The sequence below is a fragment of the Pseudomonas sp. AC211 genome, assembly GCF_979258055.1.
Map to the genome: position 1 here is coordinate 709,111 of NZ_OZ409830.1, position 17,860 is coordinate 726,970.

The window sequence follows — 17,860 nt, forward strand, 5'->3', positions numbered from 1 at the left end:
ATGCATTGGGGTCGCGCTCACACCACCAGCAGCAGCGTGGCGACAAACACACTGGTGGCAGAGAAGGTCATGGTTCGCGACGACCAGGTGTTGAACCACTGCTGAAAGCTGGCGAGGTCGCGGTTGAGCTTGGTCGGCTGGCGGGTCCAGGATTGCTGGTCAAGGCGGAAGAACACGTAGATCTTCACCATCGCGCCGACGATCTGGTTGTAATAAAGAATCACCGGGTAAGCGGGGCCGATGTGGTGGCCGCTGACTGCGAGCAGCAGGGTCAGCACCAGGCGGGTAAAGCCGATCCACAGCAGGTACACGAGAAAGAACGCGATGCTGTATTTGAGGCTGGCGATGATCGCCACGGTGAGGCCCAGCAGGCAGGTCCACATCGACACGCGCTGGTCGAACAGCACCACGCTGGTGAACAGCCCGAGGCGTTTGACACCCAGTTTCATGGCCCGCGAATTCTGCCGCAGGTTGTTGCCGTACCAGCGAAACATCAGCTTGCGGCTGGCCTTGATAAAACTCTTTTCCGGCGGGTGCTCGACCGTGTTGATCGCAGCGTCGGGCACGTAGAACGTGTCGTAGCCCAGGCGCATCAGGCTGTACCAGCTGGACTTGTCGTCGCCGGTCAGAAATCTGAAGCGGCCCAGGCGCCAGTGGTCGAGCGAGTCGCTTTCCACGTCGGCGATAAATTCAGGGTTGCTGATCACCGGGGCGCGGAACATCGACATCCGCCCGGTCAACGTCAGCACGCGTTTGGACAGGCCCATCGAGCACATGTTGATGTGCCGCTGAGCGAAGCGCAGCTTGTGCCACTCGCTCATGATGTAGCTGCCGCGCACCTCGCAGAACTCGTTGGTGGTGAGGCCGCCGACATTGGGGAACAGCTTGAAATACGGCACGGTGCGGCGCACCACGCCAGGCTCGAGCACGCTGTCGCCATCGATCACCGCCACCACGGCATCGCGGTCAGGCAGGTGCCGGGAAATGGCACGGAAGCCGTGGGCCAAACCATCGCGTTTGCCAGTGCCGGCGATACGCACGAAGTCGAGGGTGACGCGCTCCGGCGGGTTGTATTTCTCCCACAGGCTCTTCACCAGAAATTCATCGGAAAGTTCAACGATCGAGCACACCACGGTGGTGGGGTAGCCGCATTCAATCGCCTCGCGAATCACCGACTGATACACCTGCGCGGTGGTCAGTGCATCGATGCGAAAACTAGTGACCATTAGAAACACGTGGGATGGGTCTGCCGCCTCGCCAAGCTTCTGCGCTTTGCGCCGGTAGTGGGGGAACACCACGTACAAAAACAGCACGCCGCGTAAAAAATGCAGAGCGCCCATGGAGTAGCGCCAGATGCCCACCACACCGATGAGCAGAATGAAGTGTTTGGACTCGGGGTCGAACACTGATCGGGGTAGCGCGAGGGCGAGTGCGCACAAAAGGCTGAGGTAGAGCAGCCACCCCGCGCCTTCTGTTAAACCCTGCTTGAGCCTATCCATTTAGGTGTCCTGTCCGTTTATAAACTAGCCGTCACTCCCCGCGAAGGCGGGGGCCCAGGGACAAATGCAATTGCATTAGGAGAACTGGAGTCCGAATCGTCGAACCGCCGCTTGCGTGGGGCCGACAGTAATTTCGGACTTACGGCTACCAGCAGATGCCTTCGGTAGTGCCGTTGCTGGTGTGCTTCATAAAGCCCACCAGATCGACCACTTGCTTGCCCTCGGGGGCATGCTGCGCCAGTGGCCGGAAACGCTCGTCGCGGTTGCCCAGAACGATGATGTCGGAGTTATCCACCACCTCGTTGAAGTCGCTGTTGAGCAAGGATGAAACGTGGGGAATCTTCGACTCGATGTAGTCCTTGTTCGCCCCGTGCACCCGCGCATATTCGACGTTGCTGTCGTAGATGCTCAGGTCGAAGCCTTTACCGATCAGCATCTCGGCGAGCTCCACCAGCGGGCTTTCGCGCAGGTCATCGGTGCCGGCTTTAAAGCTCAGGCCAAGCAGGGCGACTTTGCGTTTGTCGTGGCTGGCAATGATGTCGAAGGCGTTCTGCACCTGGGCCACGTTGCTGCGCATGATGGCGCCCAGCATCGGGTGTTCGACGTCCAGCTGGCTGGCGCGGTAGGTGAGGGCGCGTACGTCTTTGGGCAGGCACGAACCGCCAAAGGCAAAGCCGGGGCGCATGTAGTACTGCGAGAGGTTGAGGGTTTTGTCCTGGCAGACCACGTCCATCACCTCGCGACCATCGACGCCGACGGCCTTGGCGATGTTGCCGATCTCGTTGGCGAAGGTGACCTTGGCCGCGTGCCAGACATTGCAGGTGTACTTGATCATCTCGGCGACTTCGATGTCTTTGCGGATGATCGGCGCGTCCAGCTCGCTGTACAGCGATTCCAGGGCGTCGCCCGATTGTTTGTCTAACTCGCCGATGACGGTCATCGGCGGCTGGTCGTAGTCTTTGATCGCCGTGCTTTCACGCAGGAATTCCGGGTTCACCGCTACGCCAAAATCCACACCGGCCTTTTTGCCCGAGCAATCTTCGAGCAGGGGAATCACCACATTTTTCACCGTGCCGGGCAGCACGGTACTGCGCACTACCACGGTGTGGCGGGTCGTTTTATCACGCAGTACAAAACCGATTTCGCGGCACACCGACTCGATGTAATCGAGTTCCAGGTCGCCGTTTTTCTTGCTCGGGGTGCCGACGCACAGCATCGAAAGTTCGGTGTCGCGTATTGCAGCGGCAACATCGGTGGTGCCTCGCAGGCGCCCGGTCTCAATACCCTGCTGTAACAAGGCTTCGAGGCCGGGTTCGACAATTGGCGATTTACCGCTGTTGATCAAGTTGATCTTGTCTTCGGATATATCCACACCTACAACTTCGTGACCACGTGCAGACAGGCAGCCGGCACATACTGCGCCGACATAACCTAAACCAAAAATGCTAATACGCATTGTATTCACCTTATTACCTTGAGTTACGCCGTTAAACCGTGGGTGATTAACTAGCCACCGCCCATGTAAAGCGCTTCGCTTATATAAGTCGCAAAAGCGCAGGCATAAAAAGTTCGTCACATCCAACTGCGTGAATGCGTGTTTGGGCATGTTGTAAGAGGATGCGCCCGGCTAGCGGGCCTACGCGCCAACACTGGTCGTAGAGCCTTTGGTGAGGCTGTGCAGGTAGGTCTTTTAGGTACTGCTTCTCCATCGTTTGCTGCTTCGTTTACATCGGATCTGTAGCGCTTTGCTTGTAGCGACTTATAGCGAATAAACAACCACGGCTTATTGCGCAAGTTGGGTCGGCTAGTGCGGGCGGCACTAAGAAAGTCGACCTGTAAAGTCATTACGGGGGTTATGAGCCCGCTGGGGAAATGATAGTTCCTACCGTTCGTCAGGGTTTCGCAATACTTTGCAACAAGCCGTCTGTTTGAGGTGATTTCAATATAGTGGCAGTGGCGCTGTATGCCTCCGGATATATAGGGCGCGGCGCGGTTCAATAACTTTTGGCCACTACTTTAGGATAGTTAAAGTGCCACCAGTTAGAGTTAGGACGATAGTGTTGTAAATGCCCGCTTAAAGTTGGGGTAAAGGTGGGGAACTTTGAATGGCAGCCGGTGTTTGCGGCGCCGTTGCGCAGATGTAAACGTCGGGTTAACGAGAAACGCGTGGTACCTGTGGGAGCGGCTTTAGCCGCGATTGGGTTTGGCAGGATAACGAAGATCGTTTGGCCCAAAAGCATCGCGGCTAAAGCGGATCGCCGCCCGGCCGTTCCCACAGGGCCCGCACAATTCTGTGGGCGCGGCTTTTGCCGCGATTGGGTTTGGCAGGATTACGAAGATCGTTTGGCCCAAAAGCATCGCGGGCTAAAGCGGATCGCCGCCCGGCCGTTCCCACACGGATCGCATCAATCTGTGGGGAGCGCATCAAACTGTAGGAGCGGCCGGGCGGCGATCCGCTTTCGCCGCGATGCTGTTATTCCCCTCTGCCGCGTCGCGCAAGAACACCACGTGATCCGGCTTGGACTGCGCCGCGTCGAACCGGTAACCCTGGTAGTTGAAGTCCTTCAAGCCGGCCGGGTCGGTGAGGCGCTCTTTAATGACGTACCGCGCCATCATTCCCCGCGCTTTTTTGGCGTAGAAGCTGATGATTTTGTACTGGCCGTTTTTCAGGTCTTTGAAGTCGGTGTTGATGATTCGCGCTTTCCAAGGCCTGACGTTTTACCGCGCCAAAGTATTCGTTGGAGGCCAGGTTCAGCAGCACGTCATCGCCTTGCGCTTTGAGCGCCTGGTTCAGCCAGCCGCTGATGCTGTCGCCCCAGAATGCGTACAAATCTTTGCCGCGCGCATTGGCAAGTTTGGTGCCCATTTCCAGGCGGTACGGTTGCATCAGGTCCAGCGGGCGCAGTACGCCGTAGAGGCCGGATAGCATGCGCAGGTGTTTTTGCGCGAAGTCGAAATCGTCTTCGCTGAAGTCGTCGGCATGCATGCCGGTGTACACGTCACCTTTAAACGCCAGCAGTGCTTGCTTGGCGTTCTTTTTGGTGAATTTTGGCGACCAGCTACCGAAGCGCGCCACGTTCAGGGCAGCGAGCTTGTCCGACAAATGCATCAGCTCCGCCACTTGCGCCGGGGTGAAGTCGCGCAGTTGGGCGATCAGTTCCTGGGCATGGTCGATGTGTTGCGGTTGGGTATGGCGGCTGGTAACAGGCGGGGTGTCGTAGTCGAGGGTTTTGGCGGGTGAAATCACCATCAGCATGGCAGGCGTCTCTAAAGGCTGCGGCGATTCTATGCGGTGACGGCCGTTTTGTCTGGCGGCTGTTAACCGCGCGAAGCGTTGGCGAAAGGCCCCAGGCGTTTCGCCGGATAAATGCTTGAACAGTTTGGCAAAAGCCGCACGGTCACCGAAGCCGACGTCGGCGGCCACCTGTTCCAACGAGCGCGCCGGCTGACGCAGCGCCGCCTGGGCCGCGCTAATGCGTAGCCGCTGCAAATACTCGTTGGGCGTGATGCCGGTGCTGGCGCGAAAACGCCGAAGCAAGGTGCGCGGTGAGCAATTGGCCTGCTGGGCCAGGCGCGGGAAGTCCAGCGGCTCGGCGTGGTGTTTGCGCATCCAGGCCAGCAGCGGATGCAGCGGGTCAGTGCGCGGGGTGTCTGGCACCAGTGGTGCAAAGCGGGTTTGCTCGCCACGGCCCTGGTCGAATACCAGCGCGGCGGCCACTTTTTGCGCGAGGTCGGCACCGGCATGCCAGCCGATCAGGTACAGGCATAGGTCTAATCCGGCGTGCGCACCGCCGGAGCAGAACAAGCGGTCATCGTGGGTGAGCAGGTGTTCGGCTTGCAGGTTTACGAGTGGAAAACGCTGACGAAACTGCGGTGCGAGGCTCCAGTGGGTTGTGGCAGTTCGGCCATCAAGAACCCCGGCGGCGCCCAGCAGAAGAGGCGCTGCTGCACAACCTGGCGAGCAAACGGTGCGGCGCCTGTTTCGCGAGCCAGGGCAACAACGCAGCGTTAACGCTCAAGGTGGTGTCGATGGCGCTGCCGGTCGCCGGCAGCAGGATCAAGTCGGCGTTCTCGGCGAGGCTCATGTCTGCGTCTACGCTGATGCTCGCGAACTGCAATTGCACGGCGCGGCCGTCCAGGCTGAAGCGCTGCAAGTTGAACACGCGCTCCCCGGCCAGTTGGTTCGCCAACTGAAATGCGTCCATCGCCATGCTTAGGCTCGAGCACACCGTTTGCGGGCAAATATAAAGGGCGATGCGCAGCATGAAGCGCCAACCAAAAAACGAGAGGGTGGCTATTTTGAACACAAATTTGTCTATTTAGCCAATCGTGGATTTTTGTCAGTGGCTCGATAATGCCGCCACTTCCACCGCCAGCCGGAGCCGCCATGAGCCACCCCAACGCCGAACTGATCACTCGTTTCTACCAAGCCTTCCAGCGCAAAGACGCTGAAGCCATGGCCGCGTGCTATGCCGATGACGTGGCCTTCAGTGATCCGGTGTTTCCCGCGCTCAAGGGCAGTGAAGCCGCTGATATGTGGCGCATGCTCACCAGCCGTGCGCAGAACTTCTCCCTCGATTATTCGAACGTGCAAGCCAACGACCAACGAGGCAGCGCGAACTGGGTCGCTACTTATCTATTCAGCGGCACCGGGCGCATGGTGGTTAATCGTATTCAAGCGAGCTTCGTTTTTCGCGACGGCAAGATCGTTGAGCACCACGACCGTTTTGACTTGTGGAAATGGTCCGCACAGGCACTCGGAACCAAAGGCACGTTGCTGGGCTGGACGCCGTTGGTGCAGGGCGCAATTCGTAAACAAGCGAGCAAGGGCTTGGCGGCGTTTCGTGCTGGGCGGTGAGACGGCCCGTTACCCGCTTTCCGGCCGCTCGGCGCGCTGGTGCAACAGTCGCAGCACCTGAATCTCGTTTTTGACAAATCGATAGGGCGCGATAAAGGGCAACTCGTTTAACACCAGCTCCCGAATGCCGGGAGCCTGTGAGAGCCGGCCCAGCCCGTTGAACCGCTGCAAACAGTGCAGTGAGTCGAGTAGGCGCACCACGAGGGCGTCCGCATGGGCCGCCCCCACTAGAGGTTCATAGTGGTCGTGGATCGCTTGCAGATCGCTTTCGGCTTTATTGGTCAGTACGAGTTTTCGCACGGTTCACCCACTTCGCTTTCACTGCGTCGATATCCGTGAGGTTGCCAGCGTCGGCATCCTCAATTCCTTGGATGGTGGCTTGAAGCTGCCAAGACTCGGCTTCCACATAGCGCGCCAGTGCGCGCTTGAGGTGGTATTGGCGATCACGATCTGTCGCTTGGGCGAGCTCGTCCAAGCGTTCAACCAGATCGTCTTCAACGCGAAATGACAAGACAGGCGATGCCATCACAGGGACCTCATTGGTATACAGCGTTAGCATAGTGTCGCTCCAGTATACGGGAGGCATCAGTGTATTCAGCTTGCTGGGTGGGCGCAGGTCGAAGGATCCTGGGGTGCGGCCTGGAGAGTCCGGCGATGCGCTAGGAAAAATGCGGTGAATCGCCCAACTATGTGCAGCCGTGCCTCGGTTACCATGCCCAACCCCTGCGCTGCCGGCGCAGTAATACTTTCTACAAGGTACTCAGGTTGCAGTTGTCCGCTTCCCCCAGTGATGGCGAATCCCCATCCGTTTGCGAGCCGCCCCCCGTGTGCAAGCCAAGCGGCAAGCCCTGGTTCGTCTACTTGGTCCGCGCGGCCAATGGCGCCTTGTACTGCGGCATCAGCGATGACGCGCATCGACGCTTCGCGGTGCATCAGAGCGGAAAAGGCGCGCGTTTCTTTTATTCCAGTCCGGCGGTGGCGCTGGTGTATGTGGAGCAGTGCGAAAACAAGGGCGATGCGTTGCGACGTGAACGCGCGATCAAACGGCTGAGCAAGAAAGCCAAAGAAGTGCTTGCGGCAAGCGGCACGGTGATTCGTTCGGGTGATAACGCGCCATCAGCTTGATTGGGTGGGCCGGGGCCACTTTGCCGCGTAAGCTTCAGCGTTCATCTAGCGCCCCGGAGCCGTTATGTCTGAGTTGATTCTGCACCATTACCCCACATCGCCCTTTGCTGAAAAAACGCGGTTGATGCTGGGATTCAAGCAGTTGTCTTGGCGCTCGGTCATGATCTCGCCGGTAATGCCCAAACCCGATCTGGTCGCCTTGACCGGCGGCTACCGTAAGACCCCGGTGCTGCAAGTAGGCGCCGATATTTACTGCGATACCGCCTTGATTGCCCGCCGCCTGGAAGCAGAAAAAGCCACGCCCGCGCTGTTCCCGGCTGAGCAATTGTTCGCCATTACCGGCTTTACCAACTGGATCGATTCCGTGCTGTTCCAACACGCGGTGGCCCTGGTGTTTCAACCGGATTCGGTTGCCGTGCGCTTTGGCAAATTGCCGCCTGAGGCGGTGAAAGCGTTTATCGCTGACCGCGCCGGTCTTTTCAGCGGCGGCAGCGCCAGCCGTGTGCCGTTGGCGCAAGCGCAACACCATTGGCCGCAATTCATGGCCCGTTTAGAGCAGCAACTCGCGGCCAGCGGCACCGAGCTTCCTGTTCGGCGATGCCAGCCATGCCGACTTCGCCCTGGCTCACCAGTTGTGGTTCCTCAAGGCCACGCCGGTAACCGCGCCGTTGGTGGATGACTATCCGTTGGTGTCTGCCTGGCTTTGGGCGCGTGCTGGGTTTTGGCCACGGCTCATCCACGCCGATGACGGCAGAAGAGGCGCTGGAAGTCGCTCGTTCCGCCACGCCGGCGCCGTTGCCCGATGAGGCATTCGAAGACCCGAACGGTTTCAAGGCGGGACAACAGGTGACCATCGCCGCGACGGACTACGGCGTCGATCCGGTGGCGGGTGAGCTGCTGTTCGCTGGGCGCGAAGAGTTGATTCTGCGTCGCGAAGACCCACGCGGCGGGGTGGTGCATGTGCACTTCCCGCGGTTTGGTTTCAAGATTGAAGCGCAGTGATTACTGCCGAATCGCCTGTTGCAACAATCGAGGCTGAAGCCTCTCCTACATCAGAAATGCGATCCCTGTGGGAGAGGCTTTAGCCTCGAAGCTCTGCAAGATTAAAGAAAAACGCCCGGCAGACACCGGGCGCTTTTTTGACGCGCTCCGGGTCAAATCCCCGACTTGATCGTGCTCCAGCTCCGCGTAATCACCCGCAGTGCAGCTTGCGACGGTGGCAGGCTGACAAACATTTTCGCGATCAGTTTTTCGTCTGGGTAAATCGCCGTGTTCTCACGCACCGCTTGGTCCTGCAGCGGCTGCGAGGCGGTGTTGGGGTTGGCGTAACGCAGGTAGTTGCTGATGCCGGCGATAACCTCCGGGCGCATCAGGTAGTTGATAAACGCATGGGCGCCGGCGGCATTCTTGGCTGTTTTGGGAATCGCCAGGTTGTCGAACCAGATGTTGCTTCCCTGATCCGGCACGCTATAGGCCACGTCATTTTTCTTGCCCGCGTCGATGGCGCTTTGCCGCGCTTGCAGCACGTCGCCGGAAAAGCCGACGGCCACGCAGATGTCGCCGTTGGCGAGGTCGGCGATGTATTTGGTGGAGCTGAAATAGGTGATGGATGGCTTGAGCGTTTGCAGCAATTTGGTGGCGGCGGCGATCTCCTCGGGATTTTCGCTGTTCGGGTCTTTGCCCAGGTAGAACAGCGCCAGCGGAATAATCTTGGTCGGCGCATCGAGCATGGCCACGCCACAGCCTTTCAGCTTGGCCAGATTCTCCGGTTTGAACACCAGTCCCAGCTGTTCACGGGCGCGTTATCGCCCAGGGCGGCTTTGATTTTGGCGGTGTTATAGCCAATGCCGATGGTGCCCCACAGGTACGGCACGGAGAAGGTATTGCCGGGATCCGACGCCTCGAGGCTTTTCATCAGCTCGGGGTTAAGGTTTCTGGCGTTGAGCAACTGGGTGCGGTCGAGCGGGCTGTAAATACCTGCCTTGATTTGGCGGGCGAGAAACTCAGCGGAGGTCACGACCACGTCGTAGCCGGAGTTACCGGTGAGCAGTTTGGTCTCGAGAATTTCGTTGGAGTCGTAGGGCTCCAGCACCACCTTGATGCCCGTTTCCTTTTCAAAATCGGCGAAGGTGGTGGGGCCGACATAATCGCCCCAGTTGGCGAAGTGAATTTCCTGCGGGGCGGCACTGGCGTGCAGTGAAAACCCCAGAACTAACCCCATGGCACAGCCGAGGGTGGTTTTGCCGAACGAGCCTTTCATTATGCTTACTCCGAAGAACCGAGCAGGTAATTGAGAGTTATGCCTTACATCGATTCGTTGTGGGTTTGCCGAACCACGGCGTGGCCGGCGCGCAATTACGTAAAGCGGGCAGGGGCTCGAATCTAGGGGCTGGTGCGGCGGGAAGTCTTTCTCGCGTGCACGCGCGGAAAAGTGCGGGAGTCAGGCGGGGAGAACGGGGCGGCTGCCCCGTCCGGTAGTGCGCGGGTTGACGAGGGTTTACTCGCCGATGTCTTCATTCCACAGCTGCGGCTGCTCGGCAATGAACTGTTCCATCAGCGACACGCAGGTGTGGTTGTGCAGCACGTCAACCTGCACGCCGCGGCTGCGCAGCAGCTCTTCGTCGCCCATAAAGGTCTGGTTTTCACCGACGATTACCCGGCGAATGCCGTAGAGCAAAATTGCGCCACTGCACATGGGGCAGGGCGACAACGTGGTGTAGAGCACCGCGTCGCGGTACAGGCTGGCGGGTTGGCGACCGGCGTTTTCCAGCGCATCCATTTCGCCATGTTTGATCACGCTGCCCTCTTGCACGCGACGGTTGTGGCCGCGCCCGATGATGCGACCGTCATGCACTAACACCGAGCCAATCGGAATGCCGCCTTCGGCCAGTCCCAACTGTGCTTCTTCGATTGCCGCTTGCATAAAGGCGTCCATGGTTTCTCCTGACATGGGATAGCGATAACCACACCCTAGGCGATTGGGCGCGTGGTGGCGATGGCTTTGTCGCTGCCAATTCACGCTTGCAGGAATGTGCAAACACGCCGCAGTAATCGAATAGCCCTCACTTGCCCGGCGTTCTTAATCTTGATCCCAGACCTGCTCAGGCAGGACCTCTAAAAAACGGATCAGGAGATACGCCATGCAAACAGTTCAGAAAGTCATCGCCATCACCGGCGCCAGCAGCGGTATCGGCGAAGCCACCGCACGCCTTCTGGCCAGCCAGGGCGCCAAGGTCGTGCTCGGCGCCCGTCGCACTGACCGCCTGGAAACCTTGGCCGCCGAAATTCGCGAAGCCGGTGGCATCGCCGATGTGCGGGCGCTGGACGTTACCAATATGGAAGACGTGCAGGCGTTTATCGACTTTGCCGTCGAGCTGCATGGTCGCGTTGATGTGCTGGTCAACAATGCCGGTGTCATGCCGCTGTCCAAACTCGAAGCGCTGAAGATCAATGAGTGGAATCAGATGATCGACGTGAACATTCGCGGCGTGCTGCACGGCATCGCCGCCACGTTGCCACTGATGCAGAAACAACGTGCCGGGCAGATCATCAACATCGCCTCGATCGGCGCCTACGCCGTCAGCCCGACTCGCCGCTGTGTATTGCGCCACCAAGTACGCGGTGCGGGCGATTTCCGAAGGATTGCGTCAGGAAGTAGGCGGCGACATTCGCGTCACCGTCATCGCGCCGGGCGTTACCGAATCCGAGCTGGCCGAAAGCATCTCCGACGAAGGCGGGCGCGCTGAGATGCGTGAGTTCCGCAAGATTGCCATTCCGGCATCGGCCATCGCTCGCGCCATCGCCTACGCCGTTGAGCAACCAGCAGATGTCGACGTCAGCGAGCTGATCGTGCGACCGACCGCAAGCCCGTACTAACCCTCCCACACACTCAGTGGCGACCGGCGCTATCCGCCTGTGCATAGGCTTATATATCTAATAAGTGGATATGTTTAGGCGGATATTTTGCGCTTTTCGCAGTAAATAAATCGATCAATACTAGCTTCACACCCAAGCAAACAAAACTTCTGGAGCGAACATCATGAAAACCAACAAACTGATCCTCAGCTTGACCCTCTCCGTACTGGCCGCCAGCGCTGTGACTGTTCACGCCACCGACCTGTACCAACAACTGAATTCCCAAGCAGTCGCTGAAAGTGGTGCCGACCGTACCGGCGCCAACCGCGTAGCCGAAGGTGGTGCCGACCGCACTGGCGCTAACCGCGTAGCCGAAGGTGGTGCTGACCGCACTGGCGCTAACCGTGTAGCCGAAGGCGGTGCCGACCGTACCGGCGCCAACCGCGTAGCTGAAGGTGGTGCTGACCGTACTGGCGCTAACCGTGTAGCCGAAGGTGGTGCCGACCGTACCGGCGCTAACCGTGTAGCTGAAGGTGGTGCTGACCGTACCGGTGCCAACCGTGTAGCCGAAGGTGGTGCCGACCGCACTGGCGCTAACCGTGTAGCTGAAGGCGGCGCTGACCGTACTGGCGCTAACCGCGTAGCCGAAGGTGGTGCTGATCGTGTAGGTGCTGGCCGTATTAGCTAACAACTGACGCAGTAAAAAACAAAGCCCGGCGGATGCCGGGCTTTTGTTTCTTACGATCAAGAGAATCGAGGCTAAAGCCTCTCCTACAAAATCCGTTGGAGTGTAGGAGAGGCTTCAGCCTCGATTCCTGCAAACGGCGACCGCGAAACTTACACCCGAAACTGATTAATCCAGCCGCCGTTGCTGCTCGGCCAATTTGGTCAATTCCGCGCTCGCCTTGCTGGCCTCATCCGCGCCACCGGCCACCTCGGCCGCCACCTGGCCGATGTTGGTGACGTTGCGGTTGATGTCTTCGGCCACCGCGCTTTGTTCTTCGGCGGCGCTGGCGATCTGGGTGTTCATGTCGTTGATCACCGACACCGCTTCGGTGATCGCATCCAGCGCGCCGGCGGCTTGGGCGGCGTGCTTAACGCTCTCGTCGGTTTTGCCCTGGCTGTCTTCCATGACCTTCACCACCTCACGGGTGCCGTGCTGCAGTTGCTGGATCATGGCCTGAATTTCTTCGGTGGCCTGCTGGGTTTTTTGCGCCAGGTTGCGCACTTCGTCCGCTACCACGGCAAAGCCGCGGCCCTGTTCGCCGGCCCGCGCTGCTTCGATGGCCGCGTTCAAGGCGAGCAGGTTGGTCTGCTCGGCAATGCCGCGAATGGCGGTGAGGATGGCGTTGATGTTTTCGCTGTCTTTGGCCAGGTTCTGCACCACCGCCACGGCGCGACCGATTTCAGTGGCGAGCGAGGCGATGGCTTGCGAGGTGTTGTTGACGATGCGTTTGCCTTCGTTGGCCGAGCGGTCGGCGGCATTGGCGAGACTCGGCTGCCAGAGTGGCGTTACGCGCTACGTCCTGGGCGGTGGCGGTCATCTCGTGCACGGCGGTCGCCACTTGGTCGATCTCGGTCATTTGTCGCTGCACGCCCTGGTTGGTGCGGATGGCGATGTCGGCGGTGTTCTCCGAAGAGTCGCTGACTTTCTGCACCGAGCCCACCACATCACGAATCATGTTTTGCAGCTTGTTGGAGGAACGTGTTGAAGCCGTTGGCGATTTGCCCCAACTCGTCGGCGCGGTCCACTTGCAGGCGCTTGGTCAGGTCGCCGTCGCCTTTGGCGATGTCGTCCAGCATCACCACCATCTGTTTCAGCGGACGGGCAATGCCGTAGCCGACGAACCAGATCACCAACAGGCCGATGCCGGCAATCACCAGGCCCACCAGGGTCATGCCGAGGGTGTCGGTTTGGCGTTGGTCGTTGAGTTTCTGGTGCAGGGCGTTGAGTTCGGCATACACGGCTTTTTCCGGTACTTGCAGCACGAGGGTCCAGCGGCTGCCGGTTTCGGCGATGTTGAATGGCATCAGCAATTGCAGCTCGCCGGTGTCTTTGTTGGTGCTGAAGGTCGCCTGGCCCAGCGGCAGCGATTTTACGTCGCCAATGCCCGGCAGCACTTCGGTGCTTGGCGCGCCGAGTTTGCTGGGGTCTTTGGTGTAAGCAACGATGCGGCCGTTGTTGGAAATCAGGCCCAGCTCACCGGCGCCGTCGTAAAGCTTGGCGTCTTCGGTTTTAAGCAGTTCCTGAATGAAGTCGACGGTGAGGTCGGCACCGACGATGCCTTTGAATTGGCCCTTGGCCAGAATCGGCACGTTGAACGAGGCGAGCATGACCATCTTGCCGCCCATTTCGTAAGGAGCCGGATCGATCAGGCAGGTGCGTTTGGTTTCGCGCGGGCAGAGGTAATACTCGCCGGCACGCACGCCGGTGGGCAGCAGCTTGCTGCTTTCGATATCCGGGCCGAGGGTGTCGAGGGTCAGGCTGCCGTCCTCTTTGCGGTACCACCAGGGAATAAAACGCCCGATGTCGCTGGCGCCCTTGGCGGTCTGCCCGGCGTAGGCGGCGTCATTGCCGTCAAACGCGCCAGGCTCCCAGCCGATATAGGCGTCTACCAGTTTCGGATTCTTTTGCAGGGCGTCGTGCAGCAGGTTGAGTAACTCTTCCCGCGACAGGCTCACCGCCGGCGCGCCGCTGCTGTCGGTTTCGCCCACCAGAGCATTGGTTTGCGCGACGCCGGCGGCGATGACCAAGGGATATTCCAGCTCACGCAAAATTTGACTGACCTGCGCCTGGGCCAGTGTGGTCAGACGCTGGTGAATCATTTCTTCCAGCAACGACTGGGTGCTGGTTTTCACCATGTCCTGGGTGCGCGCACCGGCGAATAGCGAATACAGCACCAGCGCGGCCACGACAGCCAGCACGCTGGCACCGGCCAACAGGGCCACGGAGAACTGGATGGATTTCAAACGCATGAACACCCCCACATCGGACTTTGTTGGCAACCTGTCCCTGGCGTATCGGCCGCCTGCGGCGAAAGCATGAGCGGCGGACATGTGTAGCAAAGATGGCCGATTGCCAGAGCGCAAGTGTGGTTGTTCTGCAAAGGTGGGCGCACTAGCATACGAACCCGTTTATGGAGGACCGGTATGAAGCACTCTTTTCGTTTGACGGTAGTGGCCGCAGGCCTGCTACTGAGCGCCTGTCAGGCGGTCAACACCACCAGCGGCGACTCTGTTGGAGTGGGACGCAAGCAATACATGTTCAGCATGCTGTCGACCCAAGAGGTCAACCAGATGTATGCGCAGTCGTACCAACAAACTCTTAGCGAGGCCAAAGGCAAAGGCCAGCTGGACAAGACCAGCGCCAACGCCAAACGCGTTGACGCAGTGGCCAAACGGCTGATTGCCCAAGCGCCAAAGCTGCGTCCGGATTCGGCGCAGTGGGCGTGGGAAGTGAACCTGGTCGACAGCGAAGAGCTCAATGCCAACTGCGGCCCTGGCGGCAAGATCATTGTGTACAGCGGCCTGATCGACCAACTGAAACTCACCGATGACGAGCTGGCCGCGGTCATGGGCCACGAAATTGCCCACGCCCTGCGCGAGCACGGCCGCGAGGCCATGTCCAAGGCCTACGGCATGGAAATCGCCAAGCAAGGGGCCGGCGCATTGCTGGGGCTGGGCGAAGATTCGATGGCCTTGGCCGACACGGTTGTGGAGTACAGCCTGACGCTGCCCAACAGCCGCGAGAACGAAAACGAAGCTGACCTTATCGGCCTCGAACTGTCCGCCCGCGCCGGTTACAACCCCAATGCAGCGGTAACCCTGTGGCAGAAAATGAGCCAGGCCAGCGAAGGTTCACCACCTGAATTCATGAGCACGCACCCGGCCAGCAGCAGCCGCATCGCCTCGTTGCAGGCGGCGATTCCGAAAGTTGAGCCGTTGTATCAGCAGGCCAAACCGAAGTAATGAAATCCTTGGGAGCGGCTGGCGGTATTGGTTAGCCGCGCTTGGTCAGGCTTAGAAACGGCGACTGACCTATCGCGGCTAAAGCCGCTCCCACAGGTTTTTTGTATTGGTTCAGGGCAACGCTACTTCGGCGAACGGCCAGGTCACCAAACCCAGCTGTGAGCGGAAGCTTTCCATGTCGAAGATGGTGCACAGCTCTTCGATTTCACCGCCGCAGGTCAGCGTCCAGCAGGCCATGGCCGAAATGCTCAGCACTTTGTCACTGGCGGGATAACCGAGGGTGGGTTTTTCCAGCGTGCCGATCAGGGTGCTCCAGGTGAACACCTTGTTGCCTTCGGCCAGCATTTCCTCGACCACTACAACCAAATCGGGCATGGCGCTGCGGATGTCGACGACCATCTGCCCAAAGGCTTCGCTGTCGAGCGGGCGGCCAACGAACGAACTTTTGTAGATAAAGCTTTTGCTGTGCAGTTGTTCAGCGAGGGCGATTCGACCTTTATTCCATGACAGGTCGATGTGGTGGCGGACCAGCCTTTTCATATCATCCAATGACATAGCGGCGCTCGGCAGAGTTGGGCTAGAAGGGCTTCCTTTAACCAGAAGCAAGCCTAGCGGACTCTGCCTGGCGCCGCTGTGAATCGGCATTGGCCGAAACGCCAGTAACCTGGCGTCAGATAGTGGTGCGGGTTAAGCCATGCCGCTCGCTTGCAGTGCTCGGTAAATCGCGATGCCTGCGAGGATGAAAAACGCGCCAGCGGCCAGGCGTCGAATCAAGGTGAGTGGAAGTTTGTCGGCAGCGAAATTGCCGGCCAATACCACCGGCACGTTCGCCAGCAACATGCCCACGGTTGTGCCAATGATCACCAACCACAGCTCGGGATATTGCGCGGCGAGCATGACGGTGGCGATCTGCGTTTTATCGCCGATTTCAGCGAGAAAGAACGCAATCAGAGTCGTGAGGAATGGGCCAAAGCTACGGGCCGTAGTCGTTTCGTCGTCATCGATTTTGTCCGGCACCAGGGTCCACAACGCGGTCGCGGCAAAGCTCACGGCGAGAATCCAGTGCAGAACCACATCGGAGAAAAATCCGCTGACCCAAGCGCCCACCGCGCCGGCGGCCGCATGGTTGGCGAGGGTAGCCACAACAATGCCGGCAATGATCGGCCAGGGTTTACGGAACCGCGCCGCCAAAATCAGGGCGAGCAGCTGGGTTTTGTCGCCAATTTCAGCCAAGGCGACAATAACCGGTTGGAACGAGAAGGGAATCAAGCATCAGGCTTCCTCAGGGGCGGGTAGACACGGCTATGACACGTACTTCTTCCCGCCCCGGGTAAGGAGTTACGTGTCATAGGTCTTGTCAAACCCCTGGGTCCGTCTAGGCGGACCTTGGGTCGCACGCGCCATGCTCTGAGGAGCAAGTATGTTGACGCGTGCCGGGCGAAGCGCTGGCAATTGCAGTGCTTGCGGGAGACTACTCCCCTAGGACGGAGCGGATTCTGCCCGAGGAAGCTGTAAGCGGCAAGCCAAAGTTAATGCCGTTTGGCTCGGTAAACGCGAAAACCCTGACCTTCCCCCAGCGTGGCGCACGGGCCCAGATGCTGTTCGATGAGCGGCGGATATTTCAGAAAACTGTTGGCCACCAGGCGCAGTTCACCTTTGTGCTCCAGGTGTTTTACCGCCTTGCGCAACAGCTCTTCCGTGGCGCGGTAATGGGTGTGCACGCCTTCGTGGAAAGGGGGATTGGTCAGAATGGCCATCAGGTTTTTCGGCGCGGCATCGATGCCATCGCCGGTGATCACATCCGCCTCAAGGCCATTGGCCGCCAGCGTTAAGCGACTGCTGGCCGCCGCGAACGCATCGACATCCAGCAGCGTGACCGAACTCTCTGGATAACGCCGTTTCAGCACCGCGCCCACCACGCCAGCGCCGCAACCGAAGTCGAGCATGTGCCCGCTCGGCAGCTTGTCTAGGTGCTGCAGAAACAGTGCGGTGCCGCGATCCAAACGGCCGTGACTGAATACGCCCGGCAAGCTGAGGATGGTCAGCGGGCCGTCATCCAGCTCCAGCTCGTAGCGCTGCGCCAGGGCATTCAAATCCGGTGCGGCCGGTGCGTTTTCCACCGTCACTTGCCACAGCTGACAGTGCCGCGCGCTGTCGAGTTTGCGTGGGCTGCCGAAGGGTTGCAGTTGCTTGGCCGCACGCTCGATCCCGGCGCGTTTTTCACCCACCAAAAACAACTGGCGACCGGCCAGGCGCGACGCCAACACCGTCAGCAGGTAATCGGTCAGTTCGCGAGACTTGGGCAGAAACACCACGGCGGCATCAAAGGGCTGATCGCTCGGCGCCACGCCGAAATGGCAGCGCTGGGCGAAGCGCTCGCTCAGGTTGTTGTGGTCGCCGGCATGCCAGCTCCAGCCATGTGCAGCAGGCAGTTCGCCGAGTAAACCGTCAGCCGGCAAACCCGCCAACAGCACGTTACCGGTGAACAGTTCGGGCTGACGCAGCAGCACTTCGCTTCGCGGGTCCATGGGCGTCTCCTTGGATGGGGGCGGCA

At 59.5% G+C, this 17,860-nt stretch carries 15 protein-coding genes, 6 pseudogenes and 1 riboswitch; of the genes and pseudogenes, 6 read left to right on the top strand and 15 right to left on the bottom strand.

The genetic code is table 11. The annotated features are described in order from the left end of the window. Nucleotides 1-17: 17 nt before the first annotated feature. The 5 genes and pseudogenes from alg8 to ACZZZP_RS03455 all read right to left on the bottom strand — a co-directional run bounded on the left by alg8 (nucleotide 18) and on the right by ACZZZP_RS03455 (nucleotide 5,710). Nucleotides 18-1,499, bottom strand: coding sequence for a mannuronan synthase (gene alg8 / locus ACZZZP_RS03435; RefSeq protein ID WP_463381810.1), 1,482 nt, complete (start codon nucleotides 1,497-1,499; stop codon nucleotides 18-20). 145 nt (nucleotides 1,500-1,644) lie between these two features. Further along, nucleotides 1,645-2,955 carry a GDP-mannose 6-dehydrogenase gene (gene algD, locus ACZZZP_RS03440; RefSeq protein ID WP_122492868.1) on the bottom strand — a complete coding sequence of 437 codons (1,311 nt, stop codon included), beginning with the start codon at nucleotides 2,953-2,955 and terminating at the stop codon, nucleotides 1,645-1,647. Nucleotides 2,956-3,923: 968 nt separating this feature from the next. Continuing rightward, nucleotides 3,924-4,755, bottom strand: a pseudogene (yaaA, locus tag ACZZZP_RS03445) (peroxide stress protein YaaA). A gap of 135 nt (nucleotides 4,756-4,890) precedes the next feature. Continuing rightward, a pseudogene (locus ACZZZP_RS03450) lies at nucleotides 4,891-5,109 on the bottom strand (helix-turn-helix domain-containing protein); the annotation flags it as partial. Between the two features lie 298 nt (nucleotides 5,110-5,407). Then, entirely contained in the window at nucleotides 5,408-5,710 is a 303-nt protein-coding gene (locus ACZZZP_RS03455) for a hypothetical protein (protein WP_463536263.1), read from the bottom strand. Nucleotides 5,711-5,886: 176 nt separating this feature from the next. Between ACZZZP_RS03455 and ACZZZP_RS03460 the strand changes: the two genes are divergently transcribed. Then, on the top strand, nucleotides 5,887-6,357 hold the full coding sequence (locus ACZZZP_RS03460; RefSeq protein ID WP_463381813.1) for a nuclear transport factor 2 family protein: 471 nt from the start codon (nucleotides 5,887-5,889) through the stop codon (nucleotides 6,355-6,357). Between the two features lie 9 nt (nucleotides 6,358-6,366). On the opposite strand, the gene ACZZZP_RS03465 is transcribed toward ACZZZP_RS03460, so the two are convergent. Together ACZZZP_RS03465 and ACZZZP_RS03470 are read right to left on the bottom strand one after the other, a co-directional pair. Continuing rightward, entirely contained in the window at nucleotides 6,367-6,657 is a 291-nt protein-coding gene (locus ACZZZP_RS03465; RefSeq protein WP_463536264.1) for a type II toxin-antitoxin system RelE/ParE family toxin, read from the bottom strand. Further along, the gene (locus ACZZZP_RS03470) at nucleotides 6,632-6,883 is read right to left on the bottom strand and encodes a ribbon-helix-helix protein, CopG family (RefSeq protein ID WP_122492864.1); all 252 of its coding nucleotides are present in this window, start codon (nucleotides 6,881-6,883) and stop codon (nucleotides 6,632-6,634) included. The genes ACZZZP_RS03465 and ACZZZP_RS03470 overlap by 26 nt, the downstream gene beginning before the upstream one ends. 299 nt (nucleotides 6,884-7,182) lie before the next feature. On the opposite strand from ACZZZP_RS03470, the gene ACZZZP_RS03475 reads away from it, so the two are divergent. Next, on the top strand, nucleotides 7,183-7,482 hold the full coding sequence (locus tag ACZZZP_RS03475; protein ID WP_463381815.1) for a GIY-YIG nuclease family protein: 300 nt from the start codon (nucleotides 7,183-7,185) through the stop codon (nucleotides 7,480-7,482). A gap of 64 nt (nucleotides 7,483-7,546) precedes the next feature. Next, nucleotides 7,547-8,484, top strand: a pseudogene (locus ACZZZP_RS03480) (glutathione S-transferase family protein). 152 nt (nucleotides 8,485-8,636) lie between these two features. Here the strand turns inward: ACZZZP_RS03480 and ACZZZP_RS03485 are convergent. Both ACZZZP_RS03485 and ACZZZP_RS03490 read right to left on the bottom strand, forming a co-directional pair. Continuing rightward, nucleotides 8,637-9,742 (bottom strand): annotated as a pseudogene (locus ACZZZP_RS03485) (polyamine ABC transporter substrate-binding protein). A 237-nt stretch (nucleotides 9,743-9,979) separates the two neighbouring features. Beyond that, nucleotides 9,980-10,417: a nucleoside deaminase gene (locus ACZZZP_RS03490; protein ID WP_463381818.1), complete on the bottom strand. Its 438-nt coding sequence runs from the start codon at nucleotides 10,415-10,417 to the stop codon at nucleotides 9,980-9,982. Between the two features lie 205 nt (nucleotides 10,418-10,622). On the opposite strand from ACZZZP_RS03490, the pseudogene ACZZZP_RS03495 reads away from it, so the two are divergent. Beyond that, nucleotides 10,623-11,358 (top strand): annotated as a pseudogene (locus ACZZZP_RS03495) (SDR family oxidoreductase). A 163-nt stretch (nucleotides 11,359-11,521) separates the two neighbouring features. Then, nucleotides 11,522-12,025 carry a phage infection protein gene (locus ACZZZP_RS03500; protein WP_463381819.1) on the top strand — a complete coding sequence of 168 codons (504 nt, stop codon included), beginning with the start codon at nucleotides 11,522-11,524 and terminating at the stop codon, nucleotides 12,023-12,025. A 165-nt stretch (nucleotides 12,026-12,190) separates the two neighbouring features. Here the strand turns inward: ACZZZP_RS03500 and ACZZZP_RS03505 are convergent, their stop codons facing one another. From ACZZZP_RS03505 to ACZZZP_RS03515, 3 genes are read right to left on the bottom strand one after another with little or no spacing between them, the layout of a single operon-like run. Further along, nucleotides 12,191-12,787: a methyl-accepting chemotaxis protein gene (locus tag ACZZZP_RS03505; RefSeq protein ID WP_463536929.1), complete on the bottom strand. Its 597-nt coding sequence runs from the start codon at nucleotides 12,785-12,787 to the stop codon at nucleotides 12,191-12,193. Then, nucleotides 12,744-13,019, bottom strand: a complete 276-nt coding sequence (locus tag ACZZZP_RS03510; protein WP_463536265.1) for a hypothetical protein — start codon at nucleotides 13,017-13,019, stop codon at nucleotides 12,744-12,746. The genes ACZZZP_RS03505 and ACZZZP_RS03510 overlap by 44 nt, the downstream gene beginning before the upstream one ends. Then, on the bottom strand, nucleotides 13,009-14,313 hold the full coding sequence (locus ACZZZP_RS03515) for a methyl-accepting chemotaxis protein (RefSeq protein ID WP_463536266.1): 1,305 nt from the start codon (nucleotides 14,311-14,313) through the stop codon (nucleotides 13,009-13,011). The genes ACZZZP_RS03510 and ACZZZP_RS03515 overlap by 11 nt, the downstream gene beginning before the upstream one ends. Before the next feature lie 174 nt (nucleotides 14,314-14,487). On the opposite strand from ACZZZP_RS03515, the gene ACZZZP_RS03520 reads away from it, so the two are divergent. Further along, nucleotides 14,488-15,306 carry a M48 family metallopeptidase gene (locus ACZZZP_RS03520; protein WP_122492856.1) on the top strand — a complete coding sequence of 273 codons (819 nt, stop codon included), beginning with the start codon at nucleotides 14,488-14,490 and terminating at the stop codon, nucleotides 15,304-15,306. A 111-nt stretch (nucleotides 15,307-15,417) separates the two neighbouring features. On the opposite strand, the gene ACZZZP_RS03525 is transcribed toward ACZZZP_RS03520, so the two are convergent. From ACZZZP_RS03525 to ACZZZP_RS03535, 3 genes and pseudogenes are all read right to left on the bottom strand, one after another. Further along, entirely contained in the window at nucleotides 15,418-15,861 is a 444-nt protein-coding gene (locus tag ACZZZP_RS03525; protein ID WP_463536267.1) for a ketosteroid isomerase-related protein, read from the bottom strand. A gap of 132 nt (nucleotides 15,862-15,993) precedes the next feature. Then, nucleotides 15,994-16,579 (bottom strand): annotated as a pseudogene (locus ACZZZP_RS03530) (TMEM165/GDT1 family protein). A gap of 86 nt (nucleotides 16,580-16,665) precedes the next feature. Continuing rightward, nucleotides 16,666-16,799: riboswitch (yybP-ykoY riboswitch) on the bottom strand. Between the two features lie 36 nt (nucleotides 16,800-16,835). Continuing rightward, nucleotides 16,836-17,834: a methyltransferase gene (locus ACZZZP_RS03535; protein WP_463381821.1), complete on the bottom strand. Its 999-nt coding sequence runs from the start codon at nucleotides 17,832-17,834 to the stop codon at nucleotides 16,836-16,838. Nucleotides 17,835-17,860: the final 26 nt, after the last annotated feature.

Bases quoted from the DNA above. Each gene is read 5' to 3' on its own strand.
- alg8 (WP_463381810.1), bottom strand. From the start codon at position 1,499: ATGGATAGGCTCAAGCAGGGTTTAACAGAAGGCGCGGGGTGGCTGCTC.
- algD (WP_122492868.1), bottom strand. From the start codon at position 2,955: ATGCGTATTAGCATTTTTGGTTTAGGTTATGTCGGCGCAGTATGTGCC.
- ACZZZP_RS03455 (WP_463536263.1), bottom strand. From the start codon at position 5,710: ATGGCGATGGACGCATTTCAGTTGGCGAACCAACTGGCCGGGGAGCGC.
- ACZZZP_RS03460 (WP_463381813.1), top strand. From the start codon at position 5,887: ATGAGCCACCCCAACGCCGAACTGATCACTCGTTTCTACCAAGCCTTC.
- ACZZZP_RS03470 (WP_122492864.1), bottom strand. From the start codon at position 6,883: ATGGCATCGCCTGTCTTGTCATTTCGCGTTGAAGACGATCTGGTTGAA.
- ACZZZP_RS03490 (WP_463381818.1), bottom strand. From the start codon at position 10,417: ATGGACGCCTTTATGCAAGCGGCAATCGAAGAAGCACAGTTGGGACTG.
- ACZZZP_RS03500 (WP_463381819.1), top strand. From the start codon at position 11,522: ATGAAAACCAACAAACTGATCCTCAGCTTGACCCTCTCCGTACTGGCC.
- ACZZZP_RS03510 (WP_463536265.1), bottom strand. From the start codon at position 13,019: ATGATTCGTGATGTGGTGGGCTCGGTGCAGAAAGTCAGCGACTCTTCG.
- ACZZZP_RS03515 (WP_463536266.1), bottom strand. From the start codon at position 14,313: ATGCGTTTGAAATCCATCCAGTTCTCCGTGGCCCTGTTGGCCGGTGCC.
- ACZZZP_RS03520 (WP_122492856.1), top strand. From the start codon at position 14,488: ATGAAGCACTCTTTTCGTTTGACGGTAGTGGCCGCAGGCCTGCTACTG.
- ACZZZP_RS03525 (WP_463536267.1), bottom strand. From the start codon at position 15,861: ATGTCATTGGATGATATGAAAAGGCTGGTCCGCCACCACATCGACCTG.
- ACZZZP_RS03535 (WP_463381821.1), bottom strand. From the start codon at position 17,834: ATGGACCCGCGAAGCGAAGTGCTGCTGCGTCAGCCCGAACTGTTCACC.